This is a genomic window from Nonomuraea sp. NPDC050643 (genome assembly GCF_040654715.1).
Classification (GTDB): Bacteria; Actinomycetota; Actinomycetes; order Streptosporangiales; family Streptosporangiaceae; genus Nonomuraea.
The window spans coordinates 1-17982 of sequence record NZ_JBFAIM010000126.1 but is presented as its reverse complement, the minus strand read 5'-3'; the positions used below and the strand labels follow the sequence as shown (position 1 = coordinate 17982).

Here is a 17982-nt window from a genome sequence, read left to right as displayed (position 1 = left end):
GATCCGCCGCTACATCGCCTGGCGAAACCGCAACACCGATAACCCTCGCCTACGCCGCATCGTGAAGAGGGCAAACGTGGCCTGACGCGGCACTACGAGCCGTACGCGAACCCCGCCCGCCGGCCGCTCGACACCACCGAGCTGATCGAGACGGTCGGGCTCGCCGAGCACGCCGGGCAGCGCATCAACCGGCTGTCCGGCGGCCAGCGGCGCCGCCTCGACGTGGCCATCGGCATCGTGGGCCGCATCGTGGGCCGCATCGTGGGCCGGCCCGAGGTGCTCTTCCTCGACGAGCCGACCGCCGGGTTCGACCCGCAGGCCAGGCGCGACTTCCACGACCTGGTCCACCGCCTGTCGGACCTCGACGACACGACGATCCTGCTCACCACGCACGACCTCGACGAGGCGGAGAAGCTCGCCGATCGCATCCTCATCCTGTCCGGCGGCGAGATCGTCGCCGACGGCAGCCCCGACCGGCTGGCCCGCGAGGTCTCCCGCGACGCCCAGGTGCGCTGGAGCCGCGACGGCGAGCACTTCGTGCACGCCACGGACGACGCCACCGGGTTCGTCCGCGGCCTGTTCGAGCAGTACGGCGCCGACATCGGCGACCTCGAGGTGCGCCGGGCCACGCTCGAGGACACCTACATGGCCATCGTGAGAAGGGGGAGGCGTGAATCCCGTGACGCACGCCGTACGGCTGGGGCTCCGGCGCGGCTGGATCGAGTTCAAGCACCTGCTCACCTCTCCCGCGGACGTCGGCTTCACCGTCGTCAGCACCGCGGTGTTCATCGTGGCGATGTACTTCCAGCGCGACACGAAGATGCCCGGCACGGACATGTCGCTGGCCGCGGCCACGCTGCCGGGCGTGCTGGCCCTGATCGTCCCGATCAACGCGCTCCTCGGCGCGGTCGGCGCGCTGTCCGTCGAACGCGAGGACGGCACCCTGCTCAGGGCCAAGGCCCTGCCCCAGGGCATGGTCGGCCATCTCGTCGGCAAGGTGGTGTCGCTGTCGCTGTCCACGGTGGCCAGCGTGGCGCTCATGCTCGCCGCGGGGCTGCTGTTCGTGCCCGAGCTGGCCGGCGTGGGAGTGGGCGGCTGGCTCGCCATCCCCTGGTATCTGCTGCTGGGGCTGCTGGCACCCGTGATCCTGCGCCGGATGGCCAGGCGCGAGTCGGGCTCGCTGATGGAAGCGCGCAGGCAGCAGGCGTTGCAGCGATTCGGCTGAGAAGATACGCGGTGATGAGCGAGACCGTCTACAACCGCATCGCGCTGCTGCGCGCAGAGCGGAACGTGACCCGCAGGCAGCTTTCCGACGCTCTGGGGGTGCACTACCAGACCATCGGCTACCTGGAACGCGGCGAATACAGCCCCAGCCTTTACCTGGCGCTGCGCATCGCCGACTATTTCGAGGTGCCGGTCGAGGTCGTCTTCTCCACCACGCCGTTCCCCCGGATAGGGGAGCGCTCCGCCTGACGGTTTCTGTCAGTGGGGCCGCCTACAGTGGCACCATGCGTCCGGTCACAGATTTGCAGCGGAAGGTGGCGCCCTTCGAGGTCGTCACCGAGATGACTCCCTCCGGCGACCAGCCGACGGCCATCGCCGAGCTGGAGCGCCGCGTCAAGGCCGGGGAGAAGGACAACGTCCTGCTGGGCGCCACCGGCACCGGCAAGACGGCCACGATCGCCTGGCTGATCGAGCGCCTGCAGCGGCCCGCGCTGGTCATGCAGCCCAACAAGACGCTCGCCGCGCAGTTCGCCAACGAGCTGCGCGAGATGCTGCCCAACAACGCGGTCGAATATTTCGTCTCCTACTACGACTACTACCAGCCTGAGGCCTACGTGCCGCAGAGCGACACCTACATCGAGAAGGACTCCTCGATCAACGACGAGGTCGAGCGGCTGCGCCACTCGGCCACCAACTCGCTGCTCACCCGCCGCGACACGATCGTGGTGGCCTCGGTCTCGTGCATCTACGGCCTGGGCACGCCGCAGGAATACGTCGACCGCATGGCCCGGCTGCGCGTCGGCATGGACATCGACCGCGACCAGCTCCTGCGCCGCCTGGTCGACATGCAGTACACGCGCAACGACCTGGCCTTCACCCGGGGCACGTTCCGGGTCCGCGGCGACACGATCGAGATCATCCCGAAATACGAAGAGCTCGCCGTCCGCATCGAGATGTTCGGCGACGAGATCGAGAAGCTCTCGACCATGCACCCGCTGACCGGCGAGGTCATCACCGAGGACGAAGAGCTCTACATCTTCCCCGCCTCCCACTACGTCGCCGGCGAGCAGCGCATGGCCGCGGCCGTGGGCGGCATCGAGGCGGAGCTGGCCGACCGGCTGGCGGAGCTGGAGCGGCAGGGCAAGCTGCTGGAGGCCCAGCGGCTGCGGATGCGCACGACGTACGACATCGAGATGATGCGCCAGATCGGCACCTGCTCCGGCATCGAGAACTACTCGCGCCACATGGACGGCCGTGAGGCCGGCAGCGCGCCCAACACGCTGATCGACTACTTCCCCGAAGACTTCGTGCTGGTCCTCGACGAGTCCCACCAGACGGTGCCCCAGATCGGCGCCATGTACGAAGGCGACGCCTCCCGCAAGCGCACGCTGGTCGACCACGGGTTCCGGCTGCCGTCGGCGCTCGACAACCGGCCGCTGAAGTGGGAGGAGTTCCTCGAGCGCATCGGCCAGACCGTCTACCTGTCGGCCACCCCGGGCTCCTACGAGCTGGGGCGGGTCAAGGGCGACGTCGTCGAGCAGGTCATCCGCCCGACCGGCCTGGTCGACCCCGAGATCGTCGTCAAGCCCACCAAGGGCCAGATCGACGACCTGGTCCACGAGATCCGCGAGCGCGCCGATCGCGACGAGCGCGTCCTGGTCACGACGCTGACCAAGAAGATGTCGGAAGACCTCACCGACTACCTCCTCGAGCTCGGCATCCGGGTCCGCTACCTGCACAGCGAGGTCGACACGCTGCGCCGCATCGAGCTGCTGCGCGAGCTGCGCGTGGGCGAGTTCGACGTGCTCGTCGGCATCAACCTGCTGCGCGAGGGTCTCGACCTGCCCGAGGTGTCGCTGGTGGCGATCCTCGACGCCGACAAGGAGGGCTTCCTGCGCTCCGAGACGTCCCTGATCCAGACGATCGGCCGCGCCGCCCGTAACGTCTCCGGCCAGGTCCACATGTACGCCGACAAGGTCACCCCGTCCATGGAGCGGGCGATCGACGAGACCAACCGGCGCCGGGCCAAGCAGATCGCCTACAACGAGGCCAACGGCATCGACCCGCAGCCGCTGCGCAAGAAGATCGCCGACATCCTCGACTCCCTGCAGCGCGAAGACGCCGACACCGACAAGCTCCTCGGCGGCAGCGGCCGGCAGCAGTCGCGCGGCAAGGCCCCGGTGCCCGGCTTCGCAGCCCGCCAGGCCGGTCAGCACGCCAAGACCATCGCGGGCGAGATGCCGCGGGCCCAGATGGAGTCCCTGATCGAGTCGCTGACCGAGCAGATGCACCAGTCCGCGGCCGACCTGCAGTTCGAGGTGGCCGCCCGGCTGCGCGACGAGATCAAGGAGCTCAAGCGCGAGCTGCGCGACATGCGCGAGGCAGGGGTCGAATAGGGGCATATGCCGTCTGACCTGGGTGAATGCTTTACCTTCTGGCGGGCAGCGTCCCAGGTATGAACAAGACGATCATCGGGGCCCTGGTCGGAGCGACCGTGCTGACGGGGGGCTGCGGCACCGTGCTGCGGGAGGTGGAGCGACTGGCCGTCCAGTCCTCCCCCACCGCCGGCACACCCACCGCCACCATGCCACCCGGCATGCCCTCCGACTCGCCCACGGCCGGCCCCAGCCGCGCCGCCGGGGCCGGCGACCTCAAGCAGGCCGCCCAGGCGGCCCTGGCCGCCGTGCCCGGCTCCACGCTCATCTCGATCGAGACGGAGGAGGACGGGCGGCTCTGGGAGGTTCAGGTGGTCGGCGAGGGCGGCACGGAGCACCAGCTCGACGTGCGGTCGGGCAAGGTGGTCAGCGGTCCCACGACGGAGGGCGAGGACGCCGAGGACAAGGCCGAGCATCGGGCACGGGTCGCCGCGGCCAAGCTCGACTACGCGGCGGCGGCGGACAAGATCCTGGCCGCCGTGCCCGAGGGGCGCATCACGGAGCTCAACCTGGACGGTGAGGCGGGCCGGACGGTCTGGGAGTCGGACGTGGTGACGCCCGACGGGGTCAAGCACGAGATCGCCGTCGACGCCGCCACGGGCGCGATCGTCAGGAACAACGGCGCCACCTCCTGACCGGCCACCTCCTCAACGCCGGGCCCGGCCGTCCGCGACCGGGCCCGGGCCGCCGCAATGCGGCCCGCCTCTCCCGGAGTCCTGACCTGGCACCTGAGGATCCGGCGCGTCACCTGGACCGCGCAGGATTCGGGCGAGCAGCGGGAGCCGTCCGGCGGCGATCAGTGAGCACCTGTGCCTCACCGGCCACGTCGCCAGGAGCCCGTACGCCCTGGCCGAACACGTCACCGCCGCTGCGCGAGTGGGACAGAGTCCTCGCGGGCCGGTCGCGGGAGCCCGTCACACACTGGTGCGGCTCCGGGCTCGACCCCCGGGGCGGGTAGGAACACGCTGGGGCCTATGGCGTGGTGTTCTGGGGCGTGCGGTGGTGGGCGAGTTCCCAGGGGTCGTGGGCGCTGATGAGGGAGACCTGGTCGCCGTGGCGGCGGACGAGCTCGCGGAGCCGGGCCTGGGTGCCGAGCCGCAGGTCGTGGTGGACCTCCGAGCTGGTCTGCACGAGGTCCAGGAGCGGGTGCGGGTGGGGATCGGGGTCCAGCTCACGGTGGTAGTAGTAGGCGTCGCCGCAGTGCAGGAGCCAGCGGTCGCCGCCCCTGACCGCGACCCCCGTGTGACCGGCGGTGTGGCCGCCCAGCGGGACCAGGCGAATCTCGGGCGGGAGCCCCTTGGGCTGCAGGGAGGCGAAGCCGTACCAGTCGTCGCCGGAGCCGGTGGGGTAGGTGACCCAGTGCGGGCCGTGCGCCCAGTGGGCCGGGCGGTAGCGGAAGCTGGGCGCCTGGGCGGTCGCCGCTTCCAGCTCGGCCGCCAGCACGTGGACCTGCGCCTCGGGGAAGTCGGGCAGGCCGCCGCAATGGTCCACGTCGAGGTGGGTCACGATGATGTGGCGTACGTCGTCAGGATCGTACCCGAGGCGGGCCACCTGGCGGACGGCGGTCTCGTTCTCGTCCAGCACGGGCTGGGAGAGCCGGACCCAGTCGGCGCCGAGGGTGCCGGCGGGGTCGCGTACGTCGTCCAGGCCGAGGCCGGTCTCGATGAGGACCAGGCCCTCGGAGCCGGTTTCGACCAGCAGGCAGTGGTTGACGGCGTGCGCGGGGGCGGGGCCCTCGTAGGTGGCTTCGATCTGCCGGACGGACCCGCAGTTGAGGTGATGGATCTGCATGACGGCCAGCCTGCTACTTGAACCGCGGTTCAAGTCAAGTCGGCACGGCCGGCGGCACATCGGCTCCCGTCTCGGGAAAACGGGTCTCAGGGGAGGAGGGGCACGAGGGTGCGGGCGAAGGCTTCGGGGTTGTCCAGCATGATGTTGTGACCCGACTCCGGGACGCTCAGCACCTCCACGCCCGACGCCCTCAGCTCGCCCGCCGCGGCGGGCTCGGCGCCCTCCGGGTGCAGGAACGCGCGGGGGATTCGCAGGCCCAGCAGGAGTTCGCGCATCGTGGGCGTGGTGCCCCTGGCCAGGCTGACCGCCGTACGGTGGAGGCCGCGCAGGTCCGCCAGCCGCATCGTGGACCACCAGTGCGGGCCGACCCGGTCGCGCACCTCCTTCCAGGCGCCGCCCACGAACTCCTCCTCGGTGTATCCCGCGATGCCGCTGGTGCCCGGCCGGATGGGGCTCGCGGGATAGGGGTCGAGGTTGGCGTCCACCAGGATCAGGCCGGCCACCAGGTCGGGATGGCGGGTGGCCAGGACGATCGCGACCGCGCCGCCCATGCTGTGCGCGATCAACGAAGCGCTGCCGACCCCGGCCTTGCGCAGGGCCTCGGCCAGGGTGTCGGCGTGGGACTCCAGGGTGTAGTCGAAGTCGCGGGGACGGTCGCTCACGCCGAACCCGAGCAGGTCGATCAGCAGGGAACGGTGGCGCGGCAGCAGCGGGTGGGCGGCGACCTCCGCGTAGTAGGGGGCCGAGGTGGCGCCGAGGCCGTGGACGTAGACGCGGGCCGGCTCCGCACCTGGCAACTCCACCCAGCGCATGCGAGCGCCGCTGGGGTGAACGATGGCATCGTGCATGAAGGGCCTCCTCATGTATCGGTGTCAATATATATCGACGCCGAGGTATGATGCATCCATGCTGGAGCTGGCAATTCTCGGGTTCCTCAGGGATCAGCCCTTACACGGTTACGACCTGCGCAGGCGGGTGGCGGCGCTGATGGGGCACGTACGCCCGGTCGCCGACGGGACGCTCTACCCCGCGATCAAACGGATGGCCGCGGCCGGCCGGCTGATCAGGAAGGACGAGCCGGGGATGGCCGCGGCGCCACGGCGCATGCTCTACCTGACACCCGAGGGGCACGCCGAGCTGGAGCGGCGGCTGCGAGAGCCGGACGAGCTGGACATCAGCGACGAGAACCGATGGTTCACGCTGCTGGCGTTCCTGCGCCACCTGGACGCTCCCGTCGATCAGGCGGCGGTGCTGCGCAGGCGGCTGGCGTTCCTGGAGGAGCCGACGAGCTTCTTCTACGAGGGGGACCGGCCGATGGGCGCCGAGGAGTTCGCCGACCCGTTCAGGCAGGGCCTGCTGACCATCGCCCACGCCACCAGCGAGGCCGAGCTGACCTGGCTGCGCACGACCATCGCCTCCCTTGAGGAGACGGGGGCGCGCTCTCGCGTCACCTGAACGGCCGAGCAGACCGCCGGGCCCCGACGCGGCCTCTCATCGAGGCCACCGGGCCACGGTCCCGCGTGACGTCGCCGCCGCCGGGTCCCTGACCGCTCGGCGACTCCCGCCCTCAACGAAGGACGGCCGCGCAGCCGCCGCCGGGCCGCCACCGAACGCCGGCGGCCCGGATGGCCGTGCTCCCGTTCCGCCGGAGGCCGGAGGTCAGCGGCCGGGCGGTTTGGGTGGCCGGCCCTCCGTTCCGCCAGGGGACGGTGTCTTGCCCCCATCGGCGGGTGGTCAGGCCGCCACTCCCGCTTCCTTGCGCAGCAGGGTGGCCAGGGTGTCGGGGTCGGCCGCCGTGACGCCCTTGGCGGCGAACCAGGTGGCGACGTTGCGGGCGTCGCGGTCGAGGAAGGACGGCCCCGTCGGGTGCGCGATCACGTCCACGATCTGCGGCAGGTCGATGATCACCAGCCTGCCGTCCCGTACCAGCAGGTTGTACGGCGACAGGTCCCCGTGCGCCAGCCCCTCCCCGGCCAGCGTGACCATGGCCGCCACGAGCTGCTCCCACAGGTCGTCCAGGCCGTCGGACACCTGGGCCAGGCGCGGAGCGGCGTACCCGTCGGGGGTTCCGATGAACTCCTGAAGGATCTCCGTCCCGACGATCTGCACCGGATACGGCACCGGCACCCCCAGCCTCCACAACCGGCACAACGCCCCGAACTCCGACACCGCCCACTGCCCCGCGATCGCCTGCCTGCCGAACGCGGTGCGGTTGGCCATGGCCCGGTTCATGCGGTCGTCGCGGGTCCTGCGGCCCTCCAGGTAACCGGAGTCGCGGTGGAAGAGCCGGTGCTCGGAGGAGCGGTAACGCTTGGCGGCGAGCAGGCACACCCGGTCGGTGCCGGGCACGCCGCGGGAGATCAGGTGGACGTCGGCTTCCTTGCCGGTCTTGAGCACGCCGTGCTCGGTGTCGACGGCGGCCAGCTCGGTGACCAGCCAGTCCGGGTATGGTCGCGGGCCCTTCTCCGTCGGCGTGCTCTGGTCCCAGGTGGACCAGCGGTCGCCTTCCGGCGGGCCGTCGTCGGTCTCAGGGGTGCTCTCGAGCCATGCGATGTCGTCGGCGTCGAGGGCGTACTTGCCACGGCTGCGGTGTTGCGAGTGCTTCGGCACGGTGGATGACTCCAGGTGTGAGACCCACCGGCGCGGTGATCAGGTCAGCGGACGCCCGGTGGGAAGGTATGAGGACGCGGAAAACGGCACGCGAACAGTCGTCGTCACGGTCTCACCCTCCCTTCGCGTCGCGAATGATCAACCGGACCGAGTATGCCAAGCCCGTCCAGGTGGCCGCAACCGAATATCGGCCGGCTCCAAAAGGCGATGCGTCCCGCGCGGACCACTCGGTACGGTGCGGCCATGCGACGCTGCGAGGAGTGCGACCACTGGGAGCCCGCCGGCGCCCACGGCTGCGCCCGGTGCGCCGGGCTGGTGGACGAGATCGTGGAGGAGGGCTGGCGGGCCTTCCTCGAGCGCGAGTTCGGCACGTCGGAGCCGCCGGACGAGCGGCTCATCGCCGAGATGGTCGTGGACGAGCCGGACCGGCACCTGTGGCGCGTGGTCGACGCCGCCTACGACCGTCTGACGTGCGGCGAATGCGGCGGAAGGCTCGGCAGGGGACCGGCCGGATGCGGCCCGTGCGACCTGGCCAACGGCTTTCGCTATGCGGCCAGGGAGATCGACCGGCCCGGCGTGCCGCCCGGCAACGAGCACGCGCTGCGGGTCAACGTGGCCGTGACGCGGCGCCCGTCGGGGATCTCGGCGTCGGAGGTGCTGCTGCGCCGGCTCTCCCTGCCCGTCCTCCTGGACGGTCGCCTCCCCACCATGGCCCAGGCACAGGCAACCAAGGCCCTGGCCAACAAGGGCGCTTCGGAGGCACGACTCGCCGCCCTGATCTACGACGAGTGGGGCACCGCCTGAGCGGTGCTGATCCGCGACCCGGACGTGTGGACGACGGGGAGGCTCTTCTCCCGGGGGAACGACCGTCGTCATCGGGTTGCGCCGGCGGCTGAACCATGCCCCGTCGAGTGACCGTCAGGGGCGGTCCTTGCGTTCCTCCATCGTGCGCCGGTAGAGCTCGTCGATCTCGTCCAGCGGGTCGGGGGCGCGGCGGCGGGCCTCGATCTCCAGGTCTGTGCGGGAGGTGAGGTCGGCGATGCCCGTCGACGTGTGGTGCACCTGGTCGCTCAGGAGGTCGGCGCGGATGCGGGCGCACATCGCCGTCAGCTTCGCCTGGTGCTGCCTGAGCCGGTCGAGGGTGGCGTGGTCGACGTAGGGCGACAGCCGGCGCTGCTGGGCGTATGTGCCGAGCTGACCGTCATGGACGTCGGCCTGGGCCGACAGGTCGGCCAAGAGGTGGGGCAGGTCGCCCAGGCCCCAGCCCTGGTGCTGCGCCTGCTCGACGGCCTGGCGGGTGAGGGACACCTCGCGGCGCAGGTCGAGCCGGAGGCGTTCGACCTCGGCGGCGTCGCCTGTGCCCATCGCGTTGACGTGCGTGGACAGCCGGGTCGTGGCCTGCTTGGCCTTCACCGCCGCCTTCTTGCCGAGCTTGACCAGCAAGTAGATCCCGACGCCGCCCAAGAGCAGGAAGAACGCCAGGATCACCAGCACGATGACAAGGAACTCGCCGATCTTCGCCACCTCCTGTTGGTGTTGGTGTCTTGAAGGATAGTCTGCCGGAGCCGTACTGGCGCGCGGGCCCAAGCAAGCACTTGATCCACGAGGAGCCGCTGTGTTTCAGTGCACATGTCCGGCAGGACCGCGGAAGGGGCAGGACACGTGCTCAACGGCAAGATTGTGATCATCACGGGTGGCGCCCGCGGCATGGGGGCGGCCACCGCGCGGCGGTGCGTCGCGGCGGGGGCGCGAGTCGTGCTCACCGACGTGCTGGTGGAAGAGGGTACGGCGACAGCCAAGGACCTCGGCGCCAGGTTCATCGCCCATGACGTCACCAGCGAGGACCAGTGGGCGGCCGTGGTCGCCGAGACCCTGGAGGAGCACGGGCGGATCGACGGCCTGGTGAACAACGCCGGCATCGCCACCCTCCTGCCGATCGAGCAGCAGCCGCTGGCGGAGTTCGAGCGCGTGCTCCAGGTCAACCTGGTCGGCGTCTTCCTGGGGCTCAAGGCCGTGGCCGGGCCCATGCGTGCGGCGGGCGGCGGCGCCGTCGTGAACCTGTCGTCGGTCGCGGGCCTGTTCGCCCTGCCCGGCACCGGCGGGTACGGCGCGTCCAAGTGGGGCGTGCGCGGTCTCACCAAGATCGCGGCGCTGGAGTTCGGGCGGGATCGGATCCGGGTCAACTCCGTACATCCCGGGATGATCGTCACACCGATGACGACGCAGTTCGGGGCCGTGTCAGGGGAGGGGACGTTCCCGCTCGCCCCGGCCGGGCGGTGGGGCGAGCCCGAGGAGGTCGCGGAGGCGATCGCGTTCCTGCTGTCCGACGCCGCCTCCTACGTGACCGGCGCCGAACTCGCCGTCGACGGCGGCTGGACGGCCGGGGAGTCGGCCCTCCTGCCTCGGCTGGGCGAGCAGGGCGGTGCCTAGATGCCGTACGCGGACGTCGGGGCCGGGATCAGGCTCTTCTACACCGACGACGGAGGCGGCGAGCGGACGCCGCTGCTGCTCGTGCACGGCTGGGGCACCGACTCCCACCAGTGGTCGTGGCACATCGACGCGCTGGCCGCCAGGCGCCGCGTGATCGCCGTGGACCTGCGCGGGCACGGCTACTCCTCCGTCCCCGAGTCCGGCAACACGCCGCGCATGATGGCCGGGGACCTCGACGTCCTGCTCGGCCGGCTCGGCATCGCCCCGGTGGTCGCGGTCGGGCACTCCATGGGCGCCCAGGTGGTCTCCATCCTGGCCGTCGAGCACCCGGACCGGGTACGCGGGCTCGTCACCCTCGACCCCGGCTACGGCGTCACGCCCGACGTGGCCCGCGGCTTCCCCCAGATGCTCGCCGGACTGCGCGGCGAGCACCCCCACGCCGCCGCCGAGCAGATCGACGAGTGGTGCACGAACGCCGCCACCCCCGCCGTCATCAGGCGCTGGCACAAGCGCAGGCTGTACGGCATGCCGCCGCACGTCCTGGCCGAGGCGTTCGAGGCGCTGTTCACGGGCCCCGGCGCCATCGGGCTGCGCCCGGCCGGCGACGACTACCTGGCGCGCAGGCGGTGCCCGGTGCTGTCGATCTGGGCCGACCCCGAACGGGCGAGCTGGGAGGCCGGGCTGCTGAAGGACCCCGCGTCCAAGGTCGTGTGCTGGGAGGGGTCGAGCCACCGGCTGCACGAGGAGCGCCCGGCCGAGTTCGTGCACCTCCTGGAGGGCTGGCTGCGCGGCCTGGAGCGACGCAGGCCCGGTGGCGGCGCGGGTGCGACCGCCGCCGGGCCTGCCACGGTGTGAGCGCGCCAGGGTTGGGGGCCACATTGACGCCCACACGGATCATCGGGTTGTTCGCCAGGCCAACGGTATGAGGGCGCGGGCGGCCCGGCGTCACCCCGTGGGCGGACCCGGCATCAGCCTGGCGGCTGACTTCGCGCGGCCCTCCTGCGGGCGCGGAAGCGGCGTACGCGCCTGATCAGCCACCACGCCGGCACCGCGAGCAGCAGCAGCGCGACGATCACCAGCACGGGCGTGAACACGGCGATCAGGCTCATGCCGAGCGAGCCGGCGTCCTCGGCCGTGCTCACGACCGGCGCGCCCACGCCCGCCGTGCCGGCGTTGATCACCGGGCGGGCGGCGGCCTTGAGCGCGTGCACGGCCAGCGCCACCACGATGCCCAGCAGCCATCCGGCCCACGGGTGCTCGGTCATCCAGGTGGAGTGCTCGAACTCGGCGGCGGCGTTCGTGGCCGAGAAGACCACGCCGCCGGACGCCGGGCGTACGACGGTCTGGATGGCGTCGTTGACGCTGTCGACGGCGGGCACCTTGTCGAGCACCATCTCGGCGGCCAGCAGCACCGCGATCACCGCGAGCACACCCCAGTTCGACAGCCACGCGTAGCCGTCGGGGAGCTTCACGGAGTCGGTGAGGTTCGCGAGCACGCCCACGACCAGGAGCGGGATATAGGCGTTCAGGCCGGCGGCCGTGGACAGGCCCAGGCCGGTCAGTGCGGCGAGCATTCCCCTAGTCTGCCCGCGCGGCCTCGTCCATGAGCGCCGCCAGGCCGGAAGCGGTGAATTCGGACACCGCCCGCTCGTACTTCTCCATGCCCCACGACCAGAAGTCGAAGTCGATGCTCTCGTTCGCGCCGTCCTGGATGGAGGCCCAGAGTGTCCAGCCGTATTTCGACATCAGGCCCAGCAGCCGGGCGCGGGCGATCTTGTGGCGGAGCCGGCGGCCGTAGTAGGCGGTGACGAGCTCCTCCAGGTGACCGAGCGGCAGGTCGGATTCGCTCCAGATGTTGCCGAGCTCGAAGCAGGGGTCGTTGTTGCCCGCGTATTCGTAGTCGATCAGCCGGATGCGCTCGCCGTCGTCGAGGATGTTGCCGGGCAGCAGGTCGTTGTTGCACGGCACGGTGCCCTCGTCGCGCACCGCCAGACATTTGTGGATCTGGAGGACGGTGGGCATGAAGTCCAGATAGCGCGGCGGCAGGCGGAAGCCGCGCTCCCGCACGATCGCCAGATAGCGCTGCTGGATCTCGAACATGTCGAAGTCGCCGACGAACCGCGGCCCCGCGTGCAGCAGGCGACACGCCCGGGCCACCCGGGGCAGGTTCGCGAGATCGCGCAGATCGGCCTCGGTGAAGGTGCGCCCCGGCAGGAAGCCGACGACCAGCACCCCGAGTTCGGGCAGATAGGCGTGGACCGGCGCCCCGACCCCGGCCCGCGCGGCCGCGATCGAGTTGGCGTGCTCGGCGTCCCTGTCGATGGCCAGCAGGGTCCCGTCGCTGGCCCACACGCGCACGACGTACGCGCCGGACGGCGTGGTGACCTTGTAGTTGTGGTTGGTCAGCCCGCCCGGCAGCAGCTCCACGGAGCGCGGGACGCCGGACAGCAGGGGAATGCGGTCGAGGACCTCGGGCGCGGCCATGCTCGATGCTAGCTCTGCCGCCCCAAACGGTCTAGACCTTTTACGGCGTGCCGGTTAGCCTCGCGACCATGAGCGACTCGGCCCGCATCGTGATCATCGGCGGCGGGGTGGGCGGCGCGTCCGTCGCCTACCACCTCACCCAACTCGGCGAACGCGACGTCGTCCTGCTGGAACGCGACGAGCTCACCAGCGGCTCCACCTTCCACTCGGCGGGGCTCGTCGGGCAACTGCGCGCCGACCCCACGCTGACCAGGATGAACCAGTACTCCGTCGAGCTCTACCGGACGCTGGACGCCGGGTGGACGGAGTGCGGCGGCATCAAGCTGGCCTCCACGTCCGAGCGCATGGAGGAGATCCGCCGCCAGATCGGCTGGGCGCGCACGTTCGGGCTGCCGCTCACGGAGATCTCGGTGGCCGAGGCCGTGGAGCTGTTCCCGCTCATGGACCCGGAAGGGGTCGTGGGGGCGGCCTACCTGCCGACCGACGGCCAGATCGACCCCTCGCAGCTCTGCTACGCGCTCGCCGCCCGCGCCCGCGAGGGCGGCGCCACCATCCGCACCGGCGTCCGCGTGCTGGGCGTCGGCGTCGAGAACGGCCGGGTCACGGGCGTGCGCACCGACCAGGGCGACATCGCGTGCGAGATCGTGGTCAACTGCGGCGGCATGTTCGCCGCCGAGATCGGCCGCATGGCCGGGGTGCGGGTCCCGATCGTGCCCATGTCGCACCAGTACGTGGTGAGCGACGCCTTCCACGACCACACCGGCCTGCCCACGCTGCGCGACCCCGACCTGCTCGTCTACTACCGGCAGGAGGTCCAGGGCCTGGTCATGGGCGGATACGAGCGCACCTGCGCCCCCTGGACGGCCGGCCACGACGCCTACGACGCGGTGCCCGCCGACTTCAACGGCCGCCTCCTGCCCGAGGACTGGCCCAGGTTCGAGGAGATCTCCGACAACTCCAGGATCCGCGTGCCCGCGATGTCCGACGTCGGCATCCGCAAACTGATCAACGGCCCCGAGGCGTTCACCCCCGACAACGAGTTCTGCCTGGGCGAGACCGAGGTGGCCGGGTTCTTCGTCGCGGCCGGGTTCTGCGCGCACGGCATCGCGGGCGCGGGCGGCATCGGCAAGGTCATGGCCGAGTGGATCGTCGAGGGCGAGCCCAGCATGGACCTGTGGCACATGGACGTCCGCCGGTTCGGCCGCCACTACCGCTCGCCGTCGTACACGCTCAAGCGGGCGGTCGAGAACTACGAGACCTACTACGACATCCGCTACCCCGGCCACGAGCGCACCGCCGGGCGGCCGCTGCGGGTCTCGCCCGCCTACTCCTGGCACGCCGCCCACGGGGCCGTCTTCGGGGAGAAGTCGGGCTGGGAGCGGGTCAACTACTACGCCGCCAACCAGAGCGGTGAGGGGGAGCGGCCGAGGGGGTGGGCGGGCCGGGAATGGTCGTCGGCGACGGCGGCCGAGCACCGCGCCACCCGGACGGCGGCGGGGCTGTTCGACGAAAGCTCGTTCGCCAAGATCGAGGTCGCCGGGCCGGACGCCGCCGAGCTGCTGGAGTGGGTGTGCGACAACCGGGTCGCCCGCGACGTCGGCGCGGTCACGTACACGCAGGCGCTCAACCGGCGCGGCGGGATCGAGTGCGACTTCACCGTGACCAGGCGCGGCGAGGAGGAGTTCCTCGTCGTCACCGGCACCGCGTTCGGCTCGCACGACCTCGGCTGGCTGCGCAAGCAGGCCGCGCACACGGGCTCGAAGGCGCGCATCGCCGACGTGACCGGCCAGTACGCCTGCTTCGCCCTGTGGGGGCCGCGCGCCGCCGACGTCATGCGGGGGCTCACGCCCGACCCGATGGACTTCCCGTTCATGTCGTCGCGGGAGATCACCGTGGGCGACGTGCCGGTGCTGGCGCTGCGGGTGACGTTCGTGGGGGAGCACGGCTGGGAGCTCTACTGCTCCAGCGAGTACGGGCTCGGGCTGTGGCAGACGCTGTGGCGGGCGGGGGAGCCGTACGGGCTGGTGGCCGGCGGCTACCGGGCCATCGACAGCCTCCGGCTGGAGAAGGGGTACCGGGTGTGGGGGGCGGACCTCGGCCCCGAGACGACCCCGTACGAGGCGGGGCTCGGCTTCTGCGTCAAACCCGACAAGGAGTTCCTCGGCAGGGACGCCCTCGACCCCGCCCCGGAGCGGCGGCTGCGGTGCGTGACGCTGAGCGACCCGAGGGCCGTCGCCCTCGGCAACGAGCCGGTACGCGTGGACGGCCGGGTGGTCTCCCGCGTCACCTCCGGCGGCTACGGCTACACCGCCCGCGCCTCCATCGCCTACGCCTACCTGGAGGCCCAGCCGGGCACCGAGGCCGAGATCGAGGTCGAGGGCGCGTGGGTGCCGGGCACGGTGGTCAAGACCCCGCTGGTCCCGTGACGCCGCTGCGCACCGAGATCCGTACGCGGTCGGGGCGGAACAGGTCGCGGGCGAACTCCACCGGCGTGCCGTCCATCGCGTACGCCGTCCGCTCGATGAGCATCAGCGGCGTCCCCGGCGCGATGCCCAGCTCGCCGGCGTCGCCGGGACGGGCGATCACCGGGTCGAGATGCTCGACCGCCGTGTACGGCGCCAGGTCGTAGCAGGTGGCCAGCAGCGTGTAGAGGGAGCCGGTGAGGTCCTGGTCGAGCAGGCCGGGCAGGTCGGGGAAGTAGGAGCGCTCGAGCGCCACCGGTGACCGGCCCGCCGACCGTACCCGGGCCACCTCGTGCACCGGCGCGCCCGGCGCCACCTCCAGCCGCCTGGCCACCGCCGTGGGGGCGGGCACCGTCCGCGCCGCCAGGATCCGGGCCTCGGCGCGCAGGTGGGCCCGGCGCATCTGCTCGGTGAACCCGGCCAGGCCGGTCAGGTCGCACTCGATGCGCGGCTCGGCCACGAACGCGCCGCCCGCCCGGCCCGGGATCCTGACCAGGACGCCGTCGCGTTCCAGGGTGGCCAGGGCCTGCCTGAGCGTCATCCTGCTCACGCCCAGGCGGCCGGCCAGCTCCCGCTCACCGGGCAGCCGCTCGCCCGGCGCCGGGTCGCCCCGGGAGATCGACTCGAGCAGCCAGCGCTCGATCTGCACGTGCGCGGGGACGCCGGTGCCACGCTCCAGCTCAGGCGGGGTGCCGACCACACGGGCATCTTGGCACGGGGGGTGGCAAAAAAGCCAAACCACCTACCCACCCCCATTCCCGACCACTGCCAGGGTCCTAGGGGTCAGCCCTTGATGGCGCCCTGGGTGATGCCGTTGACGAAGCTGCGCTGGAAGAGGAGGTAGACCACGACGATGGGTGCGATGACGATCAGGCAGGCCGCCGCCAGCAGGGGGATGTCCGTCGTGTACTGGCCGACGAAGAGCCCCAGCCCGCTCGGCGCGGTGCGCCTGTCGGGATCCTGCATCATGACCAGCACCAGCATGAACTGGTTCCACGACCACATGAAGTACAGCACCGACAGCGTGGTGACCGCCGGCCACGAGATCGGCAGCAGCACCCGCAGCAGCACGATGAGATCCCGGGCCCCGTCGATGCGCGCCGCCTCGACGAGCTCGTCCGGCACGTTCGAGAAGTGGGTCTGCATCCAGTAGACGCCGAACGGCATGAACAGGGCCGCCTCGGCGAGGATGATGCCGACGTAGGAGTTGGTGAGCCCGACCTCGCGCAGGTTGAAGTAGAGCGCCACCACGATGAGCTCCATCGGCAGCGTGAGCCCGATCACGAACCCGAACGACAGCGCCTTGTGCCCCCACACCCGCAGGATGGTCAGCCCGTATCCGGCGAGCACGGCCAGGGCCACCGAGAGCGGCACCACGAAGACCGCGATCAGCACGCTCGAGCGCATGAGAGCGGTCATGTTGCCGCGCTCCCAGGCGAGCGTGAAGTTCTCCCACGACCACCGGTCGGGGATGCTCAGCCCGTCGAGCTGAGAGCCGGGGGGATGCAGGGCGGCCAGGATGATGCCGGCGAACGGCACCAGGATCATGACAGCCAGCAGGACGAGTACTCCGTACCGGACTCCGACACCGCCACGCATGATCAATCCTTATCCCTGGTGAAGAACCGGACGGCGCTGACCGCGGCGATCACGATCACGGTCAGCACGACGGCCAGCGCGCTGGCCCCGCCGATGTCGCCCTCGTTGAAGGCCAGCCGGTAGACGAGCAGGCCGGGCACGTTGGTCTGCCCGGCGGGGCCGCCGTTGGTGGTGACGAAGACGAGGTCGAAGCTGGCCAGCGCCGCGATCGTGGTGATGACGCCGGCGACGGTGATCTCCCTGCGCACTCCGGGCAGGGTGACGTGGCGGAACTGGCGGAAGGTCCCGGCCCCGTCGAGCTTGGCGGCCTCGTACAGGGACGGGTCGATCTTCTGCGCGCCGGCCAGGAAGAGCATCATGCACAGCCCGCTCATCGTCCACGTGCCGATGAGGCCGAGCGCGACCAGCGCGAGCTGGTAGTCGCCCAGCCAGGCGCGGGTGATCGAGCCGAGCCCCAGCAGGTCGAGGATCTGGTTGACGCCGCCGGTGTCGCTGTAGAACCAGCGCCAGGTGATGCCGACGGCGACCAGCGGCAGGACCTGGGGCAGGAAGAAGACGATCCGGAAGAAGGTCATCCCGCGGCGGACCTTGCCCATCAGCAGGGCCGTCATGACCAGCCCGACGGCGATGGGGATGGCCGCGAAGAAGATGATCAGCACGAGGCTGTGCAGGATGGCCTCGTACAGCGCCGAGTCCCGGAAGATCTTGACGTAGTTGCCGAAGCCCGCCCAGGTGGCCGGGAGGATGCCGTCCCAGTTCAGCAGGGACAGGCGCAGCGTGTTGATCGCCGGCCAGATGGCGAACCCGAGGTAGACCGCGAGCGCGGGCAGCACGTAGAGCAGGCCGCGCGCCCGGCGTCCGCGCCAGGGGGAGGGGCGCGCGAGCCGGCGGGTCGCCCCCTCCCCGCGCCGGGGGGGGGGGGGGCGGCGTTCCAGCCCGAGGTCGAG

At 71.2% G+C, this 17982-nt stretch carries 18 protein-coding genes and 1 pseudogene; 10 read left to right on the top strand and 9 right to left on the bottom strand.

Features of this window, described 5'->3' with window-relative positions:
* Positions 1-90 precede the first annotated feature (90 nt).
* From AB0I15_RS65390 to AB0I15_RS65370, 5 genes and pseudogenes are all read left to right on the top strand, one after another.
* Positions 91-663, top strand: a pseudogene (locus AB0I15_RS65390) (ABC transporter ATP-binding protein); the annotation flags it as partial.
* A 7-nt stretch (positions 664-670) separates the two neighbouring features.
* Complete coding sequence (locus tag AB0I15_RS65385; protein ID WP_358120482.1) at positions 671-1225, top strand: hypothetical protein; 555 nt, start codon at positions 671-673, stop codon at positions 1223-1225.
* Between the two features lie 14 nt (positions 1226-1239).
* Positions 1240-1473 (top strand): helix-turn-helix transcriptional regulator, encoded by a 234-nt coding sequence (locus AB0I15_RS65380; protein WP_358120479.1) that lies wholly within the window; start codon positions 1240-1242, stop codon positions 1471-1473.
* A gap of 35 nt (positions 1474-1508) precedes the next feature.
* Positions 1509-3620 carry an excinuclease ABC subunit UvrB gene (gene uvrB / locus AB0I15_RS65375; protein WP_358120476.1) on the top strand — a complete coding sequence of 704 codons (2112 nt, stop codon included), beginning with the start codon at positions 1509-1511 and terminating at the stop codon, positions 3618-3620.
* Between the two features lie 59 nt (positions 3621-3679).
* Positions 3680-4294, top strand: coding sequence for a PepSY domain-containing protein (locus tag AB0I15_RS65370; protein ID WP_358120474.1), 615 nt, complete (start codon positions 3680-3682; stop codon positions 4292-4294).
* Positions 4295-4631: 337 nt separating this feature from the next.
* Here AB0I15_RS65370 and AB0I15_RS65365 read toward each other — a convergent pair whose 3' ends face one another.
* Together AB0I15_RS65365 and AB0I15_RS65360 are read right to left on the bottom strand one after the other, a co-directional pair.
* Positions 4632-5450, bottom strand: coding sequence for an MBL fold metallo-hydrolase (locus AB0I15_RS65365; protein ID WP_358120471.1), 819 nt, complete (start codon positions 5448-5450; stop codon positions 4632-4634).
* A gap of 86 nt (positions 5451-5536) precedes the next feature.
* A complete protein-coding gene (locus AB0I15_RS65360; RefSeq protein ID WP_358120469.1) occupies positions 5537-6298 on the bottom strand; it encodes an alpha/beta fold hydrolase in 762 nt (253 codons plus the stop codon).
* 58 nt (positions 6299-6356) lie between these two features.
* Here AB0I15_RS65360 and AB0I15_RS65355 point away from each other — a divergent pair, with 58 nt between their 5' ends.
* Positions 6357-6905, top strand: coding sequence for a PadR family transcriptional regulator (locus tag AB0I15_RS65355; RefSeq protein WP_358120467.1), 549 nt, complete (start codon positions 6357-6359; stop codon positions 6903-6905).
* A 279-nt stretch (positions 6906-7184) separates the two neighbouring features.
* Here AB0I15_RS65355 and AB0I15_RS65350 read toward each other — a convergent pair whose 3' ends face one another.
* Positions 7185-8060 carry an RIO1 family regulatory kinase/ATPase gene (locus AB0I15_RS65350; protein ID WP_358120464.1) on the bottom strand — a complete coding sequence of 292 codons (876 nt, stop codon included), beginning with the start codon at positions 8058-8060 and terminating at the stop codon, positions 7185-7187.
* A gap of 243 nt (positions 8061-8303) precedes the next feature.
* Here AB0I15_RS65350 and AB0I15_RS65345 point away from each other — a divergent pair, with 243 nt between their 5' ends.
* On the top strand, positions 8304-8864 hold the full coding sequence (locus AB0I15_RS65345; protein ID WP_358120461.1) for a hypothetical protein: 561 nt from the start codon (positions 8304-8306) through the stop codon (positions 8862-8864).
* A gap of 114 nt (positions 8865-8978) precedes the next feature.
* Here the strand turns inward: AB0I15_RS65345 and AB0I15_RS65340 are convergent, their stop codons facing one another.
* Entirely contained in the window at positions 8979-9584 is a 606-nt protein-coding gene (locus tag AB0I15_RS65340) for a hypothetical protein (protein WP_358120458.1), read from the bottom strand.
* A gap of 138 nt (positions 9585-9722) precedes the next feature.
* Between AB0I15_RS65340 and AB0I15_RS65335 the strand changes: the two genes are divergently transcribed.
* Together AB0I15_RS65335 and AB0I15_RS65330 are read left to right on the top strand one after the other, a co-directional pair.
* Positions 9723-10490 carry a glucose 1-dehydrogenase gene (locus tag AB0I15_RS65335; RefSeq protein WP_358120456.1) on the top strand — a complete coding sequence of 256 codons (768 nt, stop codon included), beginning with the start codon at positions 9723-9725 and terminating at the stop codon, positions 10488-10490.
* Positions 10491-11345, top strand: coding sequence for an alpha/beta hydrolase (locus tag AB0I15_RS65330; protein WP_358120453.1), 855 nt, complete (start codon positions 10491-10493; stop codon positions 11343-11345).
* Between the two features lie 113 nt (positions 11346-11458).
* On the opposite strand, the gene AB0I15_RS65325 is transcribed toward AB0I15_RS65330, so the two are convergent.
* Positions 11459-12064 (bottom strand): DUF4126 domain-containing protein, encoded by a 606-nt coding sequence (locus AB0I15_RS65325; RefSeq protein WP_358120450.1) that lies wholly within the window; start codon positions 12062-12064, stop codon positions 11459-11461.
* Positions 12065-12068: 4 nt separating this feature from the next.
* Positions 12069-12974 carry a phosphotransferase gene (locus AB0I15_RS65320; protein WP_358120447.1) on the bottom strand — a complete coding sequence of 302 codons (906 nt, stop codon included), beginning with the start codon at positions 12972-12974 and terminating at the stop codon, positions 12069-12071.
* A 68-nt stretch (positions 12975-13042) separates the two neighbouring features.
* On the opposite strand from AB0I15_RS65320, the gene AB0I15_RS65315 reads away from it, so the two are divergent.
* Positions 13043-15400 carry an FAD-dependent oxidoreductase gene (locus tag AB0I15_RS65315; RefSeq protein WP_358120445.1) on the top strand — a complete coding sequence of 786 codons (2358 nt, stop codon included), beginning with the start codon at positions 13043-13045 and terminating at the stop codon, positions 15398-15400.
* Here the strand turns inward: AB0I15_RS65315 and AB0I15_RS65310 are convergent.
* The 3 genes from AB0I15_RS65310 to AB0I15_RS65300 all read right to left on the bottom strand — a co-directional run bounded on the left by AB0I15_RS65310 (position 15378) and on the right by AB0I15_RS65300 (position 17877).
* Entirely contained in the window at positions 15378-16136 is a 759-nt protein-coding gene (locus AB0I15_RS65310; RefSeq protein ID WP_358120442.1) for a GntR family transcriptional regulator, read from the bottom strand. The two genes, AB0I15_RS65315 and AB0I15_RS65310, sit on opposite strands and share 23 nt — an antisense overlap.
* A gap of 83 nt (positions 16137-16219) precedes the next feature.
* On the bottom strand, positions 16220-17035 hold the full coding sequence (locus tag AB0I15_RS65305) for a carbohydrate ABC transporter permease (RefSeq protein WP_358120439.1): 816 nt from the start codon (positions 17033-17035) through the stop codon (positions 16220-16222).
* 2 nt (positions 17036-17037) lie between these two features.
* Positions 17038-17877 carry a sugar ABC transporter permease gene (locus tag AB0I15_RS65300; protein WP_358120484.1) on the bottom strand — a complete coding sequence of 280 codons (840 nt, stop codon included), beginning with the start codon at positions 17875-17877 and terminating at the stop codon, positions 17038-17040.
* Positions 17878-17982: the final 105 nt, after the last annotated feature.

Coding starts and splice junctions, on each gene's coding strand:
- AB0I15_RS65320 (WP_358120447.1), bottom strand. CDS start 12,974: ATGGCCGCGCCCGAGGTCCTCGACCGCATTCCCCTGCTGTCCGGCGTC.
- AB0I15_RS65380 (WP_358120479.1), top strand. CDS start 1,240: ATGAGCGAGACCGTCTACAACCGCATCGCGCTGCTGCGCGCAGAGCGG.
- AB0I15_RS65325 (WP_358120450.1), bottom strand. CDS start 12,064: ATGCTCGCCGCACTGACCGGCCTGGGCCTGTCCACGGCCGCCGGCCTG.
- AB0I15_RS65345 (WP_358120461.1), top strand. CDS start 8,304: ATGCGACGCTGCGAGGAGTGCGACCACTGGGAGCCCGCCGGCGCCCAC.
- AB0I15_RS65360 (WP_358120469.1), bottom strand. CDS start 6,298: ATGCACGATGCCATCGTTCACCCCAGCGGCGCTCGCATGCGCTGGGTG.
- AB0I15_RS65315 (WP_358120445.1), top strand. CDS start 13,043: ATGAGCGACTCGGCCCGCATCGTGATCATCGGCGGCGGGGTGGGCGGC.
- AB0I15_RS65365 (WP_358120471.1), bottom strand. CDS start 5,450: ATGCAGATCCATCACCTCAACTGCGGGTCCGTCCGGCAGATCGAAGCC.
- AB0I15_RS65370 (WP_358120474.1), top strand. CDS start 3,680: ATGAACAAGACGATCATCGGGGCCCTGGTCGGAGCGACCGTGCTGACG.
- AB0I15_RS65305 (WP_358120439.1), bottom strand. CDS start 17,035: ATGCGTGGCGGTGTCGGAGTCCGGTACGGAGTACTCGTCCTGCTGGCT.
- AB0I15_RS65355 (WP_358120467.1), top strand. CDS start 6,357: ATGCTGGAGCTGGCAATTCTCGGGTTCCTCAGGGATCAGCCCTTACAC.
- AB0I15_RS65330 (WP_358120453.1), top strand. CDS start 10,491: ATGCCGTACGCGGACGTCGGGGCCGGGATCAGGCTCTTCTACACCGAC.
- uvrB (WP_358120476.1), top strand. CDS start 1,509: ATGCGTCCGGTCACAGATTTGCAGCGGAAGGTGGCGCCCTTCGAGGTC.